The following is a 13,465-nucleotide window of genomic DNA, read 5'->3' as shown; positions in this document are numbered from 1 at the left end:
CAACCCTCCCTTAAAATTGGCGCGCACCAAAACAAGGCGAACGCCCAACCCTGGAGCTCGACATGAGTGAAGTTCTGATCCTCGACCCCACACAAAGTGCCGACGCATGCGTCATCTGGTTACACGGCCTGGGGGCCGACCGTTACGATTTCCAGCCGGTGGCCGAAGCCCTGCAGAAAAGCCTGCGCAGCACCCGCTTCATCCTGCCGCAGGCGCCGACCCAGGCGGTGACCATCAATGGCGGCTGGGCCATGCCCAGTTGGTACGACATCCTGGCCATGAGCCCGGCCCGTGCGATCAACCGCGATCAGCTGGAAGCCTCGGCGCAGACCGTGATCGGCCTGATCGAAGCCCAGCGTGACAGTGGCATCGACCCGGCGCGGATCTTCCTCGCCGGTTTCTCCCAGGGTGGCGCGGTGGTGCTGCATACCGCCTTCCTGCGCTGGCAGGGCCCGCTCGGCGGCGTACTGGCACTGTCCACCTATGCGCCAACCTTCGGCGATGACCTGCAACTGGCCGCCGCGCAGAAGAGCCTCCCAACCCTCTGCCTGCATGGCAGCCACGATGACGTGGTACTGCCGGCCATGGGCCGCGCCGCCTTCGAAGCCCTGCAAGCCCAGGGCGTGCCGGTGGAGTGGCGTGAATACCCGATGGGCCACGAGGTGCTGATGGAGGAGATCCAGGCCATCGGCGACTGGCTGACCCAGCGCCTGAACCGCTGAATAGACGCGTCAAGGCACCGCCAGTTCGGTGCCATCACGCGCTAAGTGAAGGCTCTATCGTCAACTTCACGGCATAACAAAGCAGGCCATGCCACTCTCCACGACCGCCGGTCGGCCAGCCTCGGCCCAAGGATTGCTTCGGTAATCACGCGAGGCATAAGGTCGCCTCAAGGTGTTCGCCAGACGACATGGAGAGTGTTGCGATGTCACCCGCATTGAGCAGCAAGCCAGGGGATCAACCCACGCGATGAAAAACGCGCACTGGCAGCAGGATCTGCAACAGATCAGCCGATTGCGACTGTTCCAAAATGTCGCCGCCAGCAGCATCGATCAGCTGCTCAGGGAGTTTCGTGCCTGCGAATTGGAAACCGGCGAAGTCCTGCTCTCCCCGTTCAACCGCAACCAGTACCTCTACCTGCTGCTCGATGGCGAGCTGAAGGTCTATCTCGGCTCCCTGGAAAACCAGCCGGTCAGTACCCTGCTCAGTGGCGAATGCGCCGGTGAGATCAGTTTCATCGACAACGATCACCCCTCCGCCTACGTGGTCGCCAGCCAGCCTTCGCTGGTCCTGCGCCTGCACCGCGAGTCCCTGGTCAAGCTGTTCAACCAGTCGCCACAACTGATGCAGAACCTGCTGGAGCTGCTTTGCGACCGGGTCCGCCAGGGCAATCGGATCATCCTCGACAGCGAACAGAACGCCAACGTCGACACCCTCACCGGCTGCTTCAACCGGCGCTGGCTGGAGCACGTATTCGAGCGTGAAAGCACGCGCTGCGCCTTCAACGACCAGCCGTTGTGCATGCTCATGCTCGATGTCGACCATTTCAAACCCTACAACGACCAGCACGGCCACCTGGCCGGCGACTACGCCCTGTGCCTGGTCGCGCACACCCTGCGCAACCAGCTGCGCCCCAAGGACAGCATGGCCCGCTACGGCGGCGAAGAGTTCGTCATCCTGCTTCCCGAGATCGACGAAGTCGAAGGCCGCAGCATTGGCGAACGCCTGCGCCAGAGCCTGGAACAGGTCAGCTCCTTCTATTCACCGGTTGGCGTGCTGCCCGGCGTCACCGTCTCCATCGGCCTGGCCCAGATGCAGCCCAAGGACAGCCTGGAGGCGCTGATCGCACGGGCCGACTCCGCGCTGTATAGCGCCAAGCAGCAGGGTCGCAATCGCCTGGTTGGCTGAAATGCCCTAGCTCGGGTCGCACACCTCCCCTCTCGACTTGCTAGAGTCGGCGCATAAAAACAAAACGCCCGGATGGCACCCATGCGCAAACTCCTGCTCGCTCTGTTCGCCCTCGTCGTCATCGCTGCGGCGGTTTTCTTCAGCCTGCCCAGCCTGATCGATCGCCGCATGAACACCGTCGCCACGCCCGCGCCCTACCCGGCTAGCGAATCCGCCGAGAAGCTGCACCAGACCCTGTTCGTCGCCGACCTGCACGACGATGCCCTGCTCTGGCAGCGCGACCTGCTGGCGCGCCACAACTATGGCCACGCCGACCTGCCGCGCCTGCTCGAAGGTCACGTCGGCCTGCAGGTGTTCGCTACCGTGACCAAGACCCCGCGCGGCCTCAACTACGAGAGCAACGGCGCCGACAGCGACAACATCACCCTGCTGATCATGGCCCAGCGCTGGCCGCGGGCGACATGGAACAGCCTGCTCGAACGCGCCCTGTACCAGGGCCAGAAACTGCAGAAAGCGGCAGACGACAGCCACGGGCGGATGGTCCTAGTACGCACTCGCGGTGACCTGGAGACATTCATCGGCGCCTGGCAACAGGACCCGCAACGCCTGGCCGCCGTGCTCGCCACCGAGGGCCTGCACCCGCTGGAAGGCAAGCTGGAAAACGTCGATCGCCTGTATGACGCCGGTTTCCGCATCACCGGCCTGACCCACTTCTTCGATAACGAACTGGGGGGCTCGGCCCACGGCCTGCAAAAAGGCGGCATCACCCCCTTCGGCCGCGACGTGGTCGCGCGCCTGGAACAGAAAGGCATGCTGATCGACCTGGCCCACGCCTCCAAGCCGCTGATCGATGATGTGCTGGCCATCGCCACACGGCCGCTACTGGTCTCGCACACCGGCGTCGCCGGCACCTGCCCCGGCACGCGCAACCTGAGTGACGATCACCTCAAGCGCATCGCCGCTACCGGCGGGCTGATCGGCATCGGCTACTGGGACGCTGCCGTGTGCGACACCTCGGTGGGTGCCATCGTGCGCGCCATCCGTTATGCCGCCGACAAGGTTGGCGTCGAGCATGTGGCCCTCGGCTCCGACTTCGATGGCACCGTGCACGCCCCCTTCGACACCAGCGGCCTGGCCCAGCTCACCGAGGGCCTGCAGCGCGCCGGCTTCAAGCGCGGCGAGATCGCCGCGATCATGGGCGGCAACGTCCAGCGCCTGCTGCTGGCCAGTCTGCCGCGCTGAATCCGCCTTAGCAGCACCGAAGCCCCTGCGGCACTTCGCCACTGGGGCTTCTTGCTTTACACTGGCCGGCGTTCATTCCTTAACCAATACGAGATGACCGTGCTCAAAGCACTCAAGAATATGTTCAGCAAGGGCGAAAGCGAGCAGCCCGTAACGGCCTCTCCCACCACCCCAGCCGCTCCCCAGCAAGAAACCGCGCCCCAGGCGCCTGCCACTGCATCCAGTGCAGCCGCCAGCCAAACCGGCCAAGAGCCGAAGAAAGCACGCGCCGACAAACCGCGCCGCGAGCGCCCGGCGAAACCGGTGGATACCTGGAAACTGGAAGACTTCGCGGTCGAGCCGCAGGAAGGCAAGACGCGCTTCCACGACTTCCGTCTCGCCCCCGAGCTGATGCACGCGATCCACGATCTCGGCTTCCCGTATTGCACGCCGATCCAGGCCCAGGTTCTCGGCCATACCCTCAAGGGTAAAGACGCCATCGGCCGCGCCCAGACCGGTACCGGCAAGACCGCTGCGTTCCTGGTCTCGACCATCACCCAGCTGCTGCAAACGCCGCCGCCGAAAGAGCGCTACATGGGTGAACCGCGCGCACTGATCATCGCGCCGACCCGTGAACTGGTGGTGCAGATCGCCAGCGACGCCGCCAACCTGACCAAGTACACCGGCCTCAACGTCATGCAGTTTGTCGGTGGCATGGACTTCGACAAGCAGCTCAAGCAGCTCGAATCACGCTACTGCGACATCCTGGTGGCCACTCCCGGCCGCCTGCTGGACTTCAACCAGCGCGGCGAAGTGCACCTGGACATGGTCGAAGTGATGGTTCTCGACGAAGCCGACCGCATGCTCGACATGGGCTTCATCCCGCAGGTCCGCCAGATCATCCGCCAGACCCCGATGAAGGGCGAGCGCCAGACCCTGCTGTTCTCCGCCACCTTCACCGAAGACGTGATGAACCTGGCGCGGCAGTGGACGGTCGACCCGGCCATCGTCGAGATCGAGTCGGTCAACGTTGCCAGCGACACCGTCGAGCAGCACGTCTACGCCGTGTCGAGCAAGGACAAGTACCGTCTGCTGTACAACCTGGTGATGCAGAACGACTGGACGCGGGTAATGGTCTTCGCCAACCGCCGCGACGAAGTACGGCGCATCGAAGAGAAGCTGATCCGCGACGGCGTCAGCGCCGCGCAGATGTCCGGCGACGTGCCGCAGCACAAGCGGATCAAGACCCTGGAAGGCTTCCGCGAAGGCAAGATCCGCGTGATGGTCGCCACCGACGTGGCCGGCCGCGGCATCCACGTCGACGGCATCAGCCACGTGATCAACTTCACCCTGCCCGATGTGCCGGACGATTACGTGCACCGCATCGGCCGTACCGGCCGCGCCGGTGCCAGTGGCACCTCGATCAGCTTCGCCAGCGAAGACGACGCCTACGCCCTGCCGCCGATCGAAGAGCTGCTGGGGCGCAAGATCACCTGCGAAATGCCACCGGAAGAGCTGCTCAAGCCGGTGCCGCACAAGCACTGATCCGCAGCAACGAAAAAGGCCGGCTAATCGCCGGCCTTTTGCTATCTGAGCACTTCCTTTGTAGGAGCCAGCTGGCTCCTACAGGTCAGGGTGTAGGGCGGGTGGAACCCGCGTTGCCAGTGTCGCGGGTTGCACCCGCCCTACGGCGAAGCCGATGTCCAGGCCGCCCACCCATCCTACCGTCAGGCCTTCGCCACCAGACTGAGCACCTCCGCGGAGCGTTGCGGCGCCTGGCTGAGGAAGCGCGTGCAGCTGACCCGCAGGAACGAGGCGAAGTTGACCACCTCGCCACGGTAATCCATCACCTCGTCATAGAGTTTGGTGATCAGCTGGTTGGTGGTCATGCCGTCAACCGCCGCAATCTCGCTGAGAATGTCCCAGAACTGGTTTTCCAGGCGCAGGGTGGTGACCACCCCACGAATGCGCAGCGAGCGCGAACGCGATTCGTAGAGGATCGGGTCGGCCTTTACATACAACTCGCACATCTTGTTCCCCTCCCGAATCTGCTGCGCGTCGGCCAGGCCGCGTTGACGCGGGGCTCAGGTTGCTCATTTACAGACGTAAACTCCGCCCCTTCGCCCCACGTCGCCTTGCCTGACTCTAGCTCGCTAGACTCTCACACCGTGAATTAACCCAGTACTTTCAGAAAAGCCGCCAACCAGGCCGGATGCGCCGGCCAAGCCGGAGCGGTGACCAGATTGCCGTCGACATGGGCACCGTCCACCGGAAGGTCGACGAAGGTGCCGCCAGCCAGACGCACTTCCGGCGCGCAGGCCGGGTAGGCGCTGCAGGAACGGCCTTCGAGTACGCCGGCAGCAGCCAGCAGCTGCGGGCCGTGGCATACAGCGGCGATCGGCTTGCCGGCGGCAGCGAAGGCCTGCACCAGCTTGATCACCTGCTCGTTCAGGCGCAGATACTCCGGCGCGCGGCCACCGGGAATCACCAGCCCGTGGTAGTCCTCAGCCCGCACCTGATCGAAAGCGAAGTTCAGGACGAAGTTGTGCCCCGGCTTCTCGCTGTAGGTCTGGTCGCCTTCGAAGTCATGAATCGCGGTGCGCACCGTGTCGCCAGCCTTCTTGTCCGGGCACACCGCATGCACGGTGTGGCCGACCATCTGCAGGGCCTGAAACGGCACCATGGTCTCGTAGTCTTCGACGTAGTCGCCGACCAGCATCAATAGGTTCTTGGCAGTCATCGCAGCATCTCCAGCGGTAGTGACAGGTGCGACCAGTCTGGACCCGCCCTGCGCTGCACGGGTAATACGCGGCTACTACTTGAGAACCTGTTTACGATCTTCTGAATTAGAGCCAGACAAGGCAAAAACGGCCGAGGAAGCGGAGTTTACAAATTGTAAATGAGCATTCCGAGGCCGTTTTTAACGCCGTATGGCCGCGAGTCAGAAGATCGTTAACTGGTTCTGAGGGCTTTCTTCGGGTAGATGTCATAGCGACTGGACTTGCCCTCCAGCGCATAGCTGGGCTTGGCCCCCTCGATGATCGGCGCCTTGCGTGGGCGCTTGACCACCACCCGGTGGCTGGCCAGGGCCAAGGCTGCAGCGAGCAGCGCCGGGGCGTCCATGTCGTCACCGACCAGCGGGCGGAACAGGCGCATTTCCTTCTTCACCAGGGCGCTCTTGTCGCGGTGCGGGAACATCGGGTCGAGGTAGATCACCTGCGGCGGCTCGCCCTGCCACTGGCCCATCAGCTCGATAGCGTTGCCGGTCAGCAGGCGCATCTGCGTGGCGATGGCCGCCACCTCAGCATCGCGGACGGCACGTTGCAGGCCATCTTCGAGCAGGGCAGCAATGATCGGTTGGCGCTCGATCAGGGTCATGCTGCAACCCAGGCTGGCCAGCACGAAGGCATCGCGACCGAGGCCGGCGGTGGCGTCCAGCACGCTCGGCCGCACCCCGGACTGCACGCCGACCGCCTTGGCGATCATCTGCCCGCTGCCGCCGCCATACAGGCGGCGATGGGCCACCGCGCCCTCGACGAAATCGACCCGTACTGGCCCCGGTGCCTGCGGGCCCAACTCGGCCAGCTGCAGGCCCTCCTCGCCCAGTTGCAAGGCAAACTCCGCCTCGCCCTGCAGTGGCAGCCCCAGACGCTCGGCCCACTGGGCGGCGACGGCGGCATGCTGCGGGGCCAGGGCCTCGACTCGGATGGTGGTGATAGGCCGCTCGTCGGTCATCTGGAAAAGTGCTCAAAAAATGTTCAATCCGGGTGGCCTGCGGCCGATAACCCAATCAACCCGTATTCTGCCAGACGCGGTCCATCGAGACCGCACCGAGTTGATCATGTTAGATGCCCTATCCGCCCCACACAGCCCCTCCTCCTCCCGCCACAGCAGCAACCTGGAACAGGAACTGGATGCCGGCGTGCGCGACTCGCTGGACTACCAGATCCTGCGCCGCACCCTGATGCCCGACAGCGAGACGCCGTTGCCCGGTGAAGCCGCCGCCGAAATCAGCCAGGCCAGCCAGCAGTCCAATACCAGCAGCAGCGCCAGCACCGCCGTGGTCGACGCCAGCGCCCAAGCCGCCAGTTTCCAGCAGGTATTGGAGCAGCGCGAGCTGGAGCTTAACGTCACGGCCAAACCGCAACCCGAGCAGGTCGACCCATTGGTGCTCGACCTGGCCGGCAACGGCTTCAGCACCCGCGGCCTCGGTGATGCCGTGCAGTTCGATCTGGATGCCGATGGCCGCAGCGACCGCATCAGCGCGCCAAGCGGCGACGACGCCCTGCTCGCCCTCGACCGCAACGGCAATGGCCGTATCGACGACGGCAGCGAGCTGTTCGGCGACCAGAATGGCGCGGCCAACGGCTTCGCCGAACTGGCCAAGTACGACGACAACAGCGATGGCCGTATCGATGCCCAGGACGTGGTATTCGAGCGCCTGCGCCTGCTGCGCTTCACCGCCGATGGCCAACAGCAGGTGCAGAGCCTGAGCGATGCCGGCGTCAGCGCCATCGAGCTGCAGGCACGCGACGTCAAACAGGCGCTGGGTGCCTATGACCAGATTGCCCAGCTGGGCCAGTTCCAGTTCCAGGACGGGCGCAGCGGCCAGGCCGCCGATCTGCTGCTGGCCAAGCACTGACCTCAGAGCAGGCCCAACTGCTCCACTTCCGCCGGCAGCTCCGGTAACTCCAGCGCCGGCAAGCCAGGTAGCCGTTCAGCCAGTTGCCGGTGAAAACGCAGCGCCAGCTCGGGCGCGCGGATGTTGTCCGGGGTATGCAGGAACACCATGGGGCGCAGGCCCTGTTCGATCCAATCCGCCACCTTGTCCAGCCACGGGCGCATGAAGGCGTCGTTCGCCTCCAGCTCGGGATGGCCGATGAAACGCACCTGCGGCTGCTCGGTGAACGCTGTCGGCCGAGGTGGCAGGCGGGGTTTCTTCGACTGCGCGTGAAGCACCGCCGGGTCGCTCGACTGGCAACTGAACAGCGCGCGTGAATCCAGGCAGATGCGCTCCACCTGCCGATCACGCAGCAGCCGATTGAGCGCCCGCTCCTCCTCGCCCTTGGCGAAGAACGCCGGATGCCGCACCTCAACTCCCAGGTTCAGCGCCAGCTCCTCGAGGAAAACCTGCAACTCGCCGAGGCGCTGCGGGCCGAAACTGGCAGGCAGCTGCAGCCACAGCGGCGTACAACGCGCACCCAATGGCTTGAGCAGGTCAACGAATGCCTCGGCGTTAGCCAACTGTTCGCGCAGGTCGGCGCTGTGGCTGATATCGCGCGGCAACTTGGCGCAAAAGCGAAAGTCGGCCGGCATCAGCGCGGCCCAACGCTCCACGGTCTGCGCCGAGGGGCGGGCATAAAAGGTGGTATTGCCTTCCACCGCATTGAAAATGCCGGCATACAGCGGCAGGAAATCGCTACTGCGGGTGGAGTCTGGGTACAGGCTGGAACGCCAGGCCGGCTCGCTCCAGGACGGGCAGCCGAGGTAATACGGCAACATCAGGCGAACAGGTCGAGGCCGAGGACTTCGCTAGCGTCGCGATCAAAGGTGTAGCTGGCCGTGTTGCCATAGGCGGCCAGCGCCTGATTGGCCCGGGCACTAAGGCCGCGCTGCTGCTCGCTGTAGTTGCCCTGGGTGCGCGCAGGCAGGCTATCGCTGCCGGCACTGCTGGCCTGCACCCGGCGCGCCTGGGCGGCCTGTTCGAAGCCCTGACTGCTGGATGGGCTGGTGGGTTGGTCCCGACGCTCTTCGACTTCGCGCTGTACTTCGCGCAAAGGCGTCGCCGCGCTGCCCGGGCGGGGGCTGCGTTCCAGCGAATAAGCGGAGGAAAAACCATCGATGCGCATCAACTACTACTCGGGGTGCGTGGTGGCAATTTAGCGGCGCCGGGGGCACTTGGCAATTGCCCCAGCTGCGGCCAGACAGAAGGCTATGGCGCCGCCTTGGGCGTGGCCACCTTGTCACGCAGGTAGACCGGTTGCGCGTCGTCGGCGGGTAGGCCTTCGCCACGGGCCCAGGCGAAGGTCGCCAGGCTCAGCAGGTCCTGGGCATGCGGCAGCATCGCACCATCCTGGGCATTGGGTTGCAGCGGCAGGCGCGCGGCGAACGTGCCCCAGCCGGTACCGGCACCGAACCACTCCCCCGACGCGCCACGCGGCAGGCTGGCCTGCTCGGGCGGCAATACGGCCTCGATGCCCTGCAGGCGCATCTCGCCCTGTTCGGCGCGGTAGCAGCCCCAGTAGACCTCGTCCATGCGCGCATCGATGGCCGCGGCCACTTGCTGGGCGCCATGTTCACGCAGGGCGCGCTGGGCCAGGATGGCCAGGTTGGAGACCGGCAGCACCGGCTTGTCCAAAGCGAAAGCCAGGCCCTGAACCACGCCGATGGCGATGCGCACGCCGGTGAAGGCACCCGGGCCACGACCGAAGGCAATGGCGTCCAGCGCAGACAGCGCCACGCCGGCCTCGCCCAGCAGGGTCTGGATCATCGGCAGCAGACGCTGGGCGTGCAGACGCGGGATCACCTCGTAATGGCTGAGCACCTTGCCGTTATGCAGCAGGGCGACGGAGCAGGCTTCGGTGGCGGTATCCAGGGCCAGCAGGGTGGTCATCGGCGCTTCCGGTCGAACAGAAAAGGGGCGGCATTATAAACGCCAACGGCCCGCAATGGCGGGCCGTTGGACTACTTGCCGATGATCGAGCGAGCTAGAGCCAGGCTAGGCGGGAAAGGGCCGAGGGCGCGGAGTTTACATGCAGTAAATGAGCACCCGAGGACCTTTTCCAACGACGCATGGCCGACGCGCAGCCGATCAGCTGAGAGCGGCCAGTACCTTGGCGGTGATCTCGTCCACCGAGCCAACACCAGCAATGGCGCTGTACTTCGGGGTGCCTTCGGCGGCGGCCAGCTTCTGGTAGAAATCCACCAGCGGCTTGGTCTGCGAGTGATAGACCGACAGGCGATGACGCACGGTCTCTTCGGTGTCGTCCTTGCGCTGAACCAGGTCTTCGCCAGTGGCGTCGTCCTTGCCTTCGACTTTCGGCGGGTTGTAGACGATGTGATAGACGCGGCCGCTGGCCTCGTGCACACGACGACCGGCGATACGGCCGACGATTTCTTCGTCGTCGACAGCGATCTCGACCACGTTGTCGATGGTCACGCCAGCTTGCTTGAGGGCTTCAGCCTGAGGAATGGTGCGCGGGAAGCCATCGAAGAGGAAACCGTTGGCGCAATCTGGCTGAGCGATGCGTTCCTTGACCAGGTTGATGATCAGGTCATCGGAAACCAGACCGCCGCTGTCCATCACGCTCTTGGCGACCAGGCCCAGCTCTGTGCCGGCCTTGACCGCTGCACGCAGCATGTCGCCAGTGGAAATCTGTGGAATACCGAACTTTTTGGTAATGAAACCAGCCTGGGTACCTTTGCCGGCACCGGGCGCCCCCAGCAGAATCACGCGCATCGATGTGCTCCTCAAGAAATGACTAGAAATCGTCGGATTCGCCTCATGGGGCCAATCTCACTATTCGTGTTTCGGCGTCACTGAGCGGCCAAAAGGGTGACCAAGATACACAGCGCCCCCCTGGCGCACAAGCCACCGAAAGTCGGAGTTCGCAGGGGGTCATCCGGTGTTGCGCAGGCCTGCCGCGATGCCCGCGACACTCACCAGTAAAGCCTGTTCCAAAGGGCTGTCCACCAGGCTCTCGCGCTGCCTGGAACGGGCCAGAAGCTCCGCCTGCAGCAGGTGAAGCGGGTCCAGGTAGATGTTGCGCACGGTGATCGCTTCGCGGGTCTCCTGGCTATGGGCGAACAGCTCGGACTGACCAGTCAGACCCAGCACGATGCTGCAACACTGCGACAATAGGTCGCGCAATTGCGCCCCCAGCGGTCGCAACTCGTCGCTCACCAGACGGTCGTCATACAGGCTGGCGATGCTGCTGTCGGCCTTGGCCAGGACCATCTCCAGCATGTCGATACGCGTGCGGAAGAACGGCCAGCGCTCGCGCATCTCCTCCAGCAGCGGCTGTTCGCCGCGTTTCAGCGCATTGCCCAGCGCCGCTTCCCAGCCCAGCCAGGCCGGCAGCATCAGGCGTGTCTGGGTCCAGGCGAATATCCACGGGATCGCCCGCAGGCTCTCCACCCCGCCGGCACGGCGCTTGGCCGGCCGGCTGCCGAGCGGCAAACGGCCCAGCTCCTGCTCCGGCGTGGCCTGGCGGAAGTATTCGACGAACTGCGGGTGCTCGCGCACCACCGCGCGATAGGCCGTTACGCCCTCCTCGGCCAGGCGCTCCATCGCAGCGCGCCAGGCGGGCTCGGGGGCTGGTGGCGGTATCAGGGTGGCCTCCAGCACGGCAGCCAGATAAAGATTGAGGTTCTGCTCGGCAAGATCCGCCAAACCGAACTTGAAGCGGATCATCTCGCCCTGCTCGGTCGTGCGGAAACGCCCCGCCACCGACCCCGGCGGCTGCGACAGGATCGCAGCATGGGCCGGACCGCCGCCACGACCGACCGTGCCGCCACGGCCGTGGAACAGCAGCAGCTCGACATCATGCTGGCGGCACACCTCAACCAGCGCCTCCTGGGCGCGGTACTGGGCCCAGGCCGCCGCCGTGGTACCGGCGTCCTTGGCCGAGTCGGAGTAGCCGATCATCACCTCCTGCGGACCATGCAAGCGCGCCCGGTAGCCATGCAGACCGAGCAGGCGGTCGATGGCCGGGCCGGCGTTGTCCAGATCGGCCAGGGTCTCGAACAGCGGCACCACGCGAATCGGCCGCTGCAGCCCAGCCTCCTTGAGCAGCAACTGCACCGCCAGCACATCGGACGGCGCACCCGCCATGGAGATGACGTAGGAGCCGAGCGAGGCAGCCGGCGCTCCGGCGACCACCTTGCAGGTGGCCAGCACCTCGGCAGTCTCCGCCGAAGGTCGGTGGTGGGTCGGCAGCAGCGGCCGACGGTTATCCAGCTCGCGCAGGAGAAACTGGGTGCGGGCGTCCTCGTCCCACTCGTCATAGCGGCCGAGGCCCAGGTAATCGGTGATCTCGGTTAGGGCTGCGGCATGCCGGGCAGCGTCCTGACGAATATCCAGGCGCACCAGGAACAGGCCGAAGGTCGCCGCGCGACGCAAACAGTCGAGCAGAGCGCCCTCGGCGATCACACCCATGCCACAGGCGTGCAACGAGTGGTAGCAGAATTCCAGCGGCTCAAGTAGCTCGCGGCTGTCGTGCAGCACCTCAGGGCCCGGCGGTAGCGGCTCGGCCAGCGCTGCCTCGGCCCAGGTACGGGTGGCACGCAGGCGTTCGCGCAGCTGCTTGAGCACCGCACGGTAAGGCTCCGGGTGGACGCCAACGTGCAGGCGCAGCTCATCGCTGGCCTGCTGCATGGACAGCTCCGCCGCGAGCCGGTCGACATCGCGCAGGTACAGGTCGGAGGCCATCCAGCGCGCCAGGAGCAGCACTTCGCGCGAGACCTGGGCAGTGACATTGGGATTGCCGTCGCGGTCACCGCCCATCCAGGAGGCGAAGCGGATCGGCGCGGCCTCCAGCGGCAGGCGCAGGCCGGTGGCGTCTTGCAGGGCCTGGTCGGCGCGACGCAGGAAGTTGGGTACGGCCTGCCATAGCGAGTGTTCGATCACCGCGAAGCCCCACTTGGCCTCATCCACCGGGCTGGGCCGGCTGCGGCGGATTTCCTCGGTATGCCAGGCCTCGGCGATCAGTTGGCGCAGCTGCGCCTGGATACGCCCGCGCTCGGCGGTCGACAGGTCGGTATGATCCAGCGCCGCCAGTTGCGCGGCGATGGCGTCGTATTTCTGGATCAGCGTGCGCCGCGCCACTTCGGTGGGGTGCGCAGTCAGCACCAGCTCGATATCCAGCCGCCCCAGTTGCCGGGCCAGGTGCTCGGGCTTGTGGCCATCGGCCTTGAGGCGTTGCAGCAGCTCGTCGAGCACGCGGTTCTCGAACGGTGCCTGCTCGTCGGGGCGACGGCGGCGAATACGATGGTATTGCTCGGCGATATTGGCCAGGTTGAGGAACTGGTTGAAGGCCCGCGCCACCGGCAGCAACTCGTCATCGGCGAGGCTGGCGAGGGTCTCGCGCAACTGCTGCTCACCGGCGGCAGAGCCCTTGCGCCCGGCCTTGGAGCCGGTGCGGATCAGCTCGATCTTGTCGACGAAGGCTTCGCCGCGCTGGGTGCGAATGGTGTCGCCGAGCAACTCGCCGAGCAGGTGGACTTCTTCGCGCAAACGCGCATCGATTTCTGCCATGACCGTGCTTCCCCGCTGGAGGTAGAGCCCCCAGCTTGCACAGCGCGACCCTTTCTTACAAGGGCACGACGCGCCCGCAGT

General features: G+C 65.3%; 13 protein-coding genes. 5 read left to right on the top strand and 8 right to left on the bottom strand.

Annotated features, from left to right (window positions below):
• Nucleotides 1-62 precede the first annotated feature (62 nt).
• The 4 genes from H3H51_RS11775 to rhlB all read left to right on the top strand — a co-directional run bounded on the left by H3H51_RS11775 (nucleotide 63) and on the right by rhlB (nucleotide 4,674).
• Nucleotides 63-722: an alpha/beta hydrolase gene (locus H3H51_RS11775; RefSeq protein ID WP_183089222.1), complete on the top strand. Its 660-nt coding sequence runs from the start codon at nucleotides 63-65 to the stop codon at nucleotides 720-722.
• A gap of 247 nt (nucleotides 723-969) precedes the next feature.
• The gene (locus tag H3H51_RS11770; RefSeq protein ID WP_183089221.1) at nucleotides 970-1,908 is read left to right on the top strand and encodes a GGDEF domain-containing protein; all 939 of its coding nucleotides are present in this window, start codon (nucleotides 970-972) and stop codon (nucleotides 1,906-1,908) included.
• A gap of 81 nt (nucleotides 1,909-1,989) precedes the next feature.
• The gene (locus H3H51_RS11765) at nucleotides 1,990-3,150 is read left to right on the top strand and encodes a dipeptidase (RefSeq protein ID WP_183089220.1); all 1,161 of its coding nucleotides are present in this window, start codon (nucleotides 1,990-1,992) and stop codon (nucleotides 3,148-3,150) included.
• A gap of 99 nt (nucleotides 3,151-3,249) precedes the next feature.
• Nucleotides 3,250-4,674 (top strand): ATP-dependent RNA helicase RhlB, encoded by a 1,425-nt coding sequence (gene rhlB / locus H3H51_RS11760; RefSeq protein WP_328803655.1) that lies wholly within the window; start codon nucleotides 3,250-3,252, stop codon nucleotides 4,672-4,674.
• A gap of 182 nt (nucleotides 4,675-4,856) precedes the next feature.
• Here rhlB and H3H51_RS11755 read toward each other — a convergent pair whose 3' ends face one another.
• The 3 genes from H3H51_RS11755 to H3H51_RS11745 form a co-directional block, all read right to left on the bottom strand.
• Entirely contained in the window at nucleotides 4,857-5,159 is a 303-nt protein-coding gene (locus tag H3H51_RS11755) for a ribbon-helix-helix domain-containing protein (RefSeq protein WP_183089218.1), read from the bottom strand.
• Between the two features lie 143 nt (nucleotides 5,160-5,302).
• Nucleotides 5,303-5,869, bottom strand: coding sequence for a DJ-1/PfpI family protein (locus H3H51_RS11750; RefSeq protein ID WP_183089217.1), 567 nt, complete (start codon nucleotides 5,867-5,869; stop codon nucleotides 5,303-5,305).
• A gap of 212 nt (nucleotides 5,870-6,081) precedes the next feature.
• Nucleotides 6,082-6,864 (bottom strand): class I SAM-dependent methyltransferase, encoded by a 783-nt coding sequence (locus H3H51_RS11745; RefSeq protein ID WP_183089216.1) that lies wholly within the window; start codon nucleotides 6,862-6,864, stop codon nucleotides 6,082-6,084.
• A 106-nt stretch (nucleotides 6,865-6,970) separates the two neighbouring features.
• Here H3H51_RS11745 and H3H51_RS11740 point away from each other — a divergent pair, with 106 nt between their 5' ends.
• A complete protein-coding gene (locus H3H51_RS11740) occupies nucleotides 6,971-7,771 on the top strand; it encodes a hypothetical protein (protein ID WP_183089368.1) in 801 nt (266 codons plus the stop codon).
• Nucleotides 7,772-7,773: 2 nt separating this feature from the next.
• On the opposite strand, the gene H3H51_RS11735 is transcribed toward H3H51_RS11740, so the two are convergent.
• The 5 genes from H3H51_RS11735 to ppc all read right to left on the bottom strand — a co-directional run bounded on the left by H3H51_RS11735 (nucleotide 7,774) and on the right by ppc (nucleotide 13,384).
• Complete coding sequence (locus tag H3H51_RS11735) at nucleotides 7,774-8,631, bottom strand: DUF72 domain-containing protein (RefSeq protein ID WP_183089215.1); 858 nt, start codon at nucleotides 8,629-8,631, stop codon at nucleotides 7,774-7,776.
• Nucleotides 8,631-8,978: a hypothetical protein gene (locus tag H3H51_RS11730; RefSeq protein ID WP_183089214.1), complete on the bottom strand. Its 348-nt coding sequence runs from the start codon at nucleotides 8,976-8,978 to the stop codon at nucleotides 8,631-8,633. The genes H3H51_RS11735 and H3H51_RS11730 overlap by 1 nt, the downstream gene beginning before the upstream one ends.
• An 83-nt stretch (nucleotides 8,979-9,061) precedes the next feature.
• Nucleotides 9,062-9,742 (bottom strand): tRNA (adenosine(37)-N6)-threonylcarbamoyltransferase complex dimerization subunit type 1 TsaB, encoded by a 681-nt coding sequence (tsaB, locus tag H3H51_RS11725; RefSeq protein ID WP_183089213.1) that lies wholly within the window; start codon nucleotides 9,740-9,742, stop codon nucleotides 9,062-9,064.
• 198 nt (nucleotides 9,743-9,940) lie between these two features.
• Complete coding sequence (adk, locus tag H3H51_RS11720; RefSeq protein ID WP_183089212.1) at nucleotides 9,941-10,588, bottom strand: adenylate kinase; 648 nt, start codon at nucleotides 10,586-10,588, stop codon at nucleotides 9,941-9,943.
• 159 nt (nucleotides 10,589-10,747) lie between these two features.
• The gene (gene ppc / locus H3H51_RS11715; protein WP_183089211.1) at nucleotides 10,748-13,384 is read right to left on the bottom strand and encodes a phosphoenolpyruvate carboxylase; all 2,637 of its coding nucleotides are present in this window, start codon (nucleotides 13,382-13,384) and stop codon (nucleotides 10,748-10,750) included.
• Nucleotides 13,385-13,465: the final 81 nt, after the last annotated feature.

It is taken from the genome of Aquipseudomonas ullengensis (assembly GCF_014174475.1).
Taxonomy (GTDB): Bacteria; Pseudomonadota; Gammaproteobacteria; order Pseudomonadales; family Pseudomonadaceae; genus Aquipseudomonas; species Aquipseudomonas ullengensis.
Note: the sequence above shows the minus strand (reverse complement) of the source record. Positions and strands in the feature narration are given on the sequence as shown.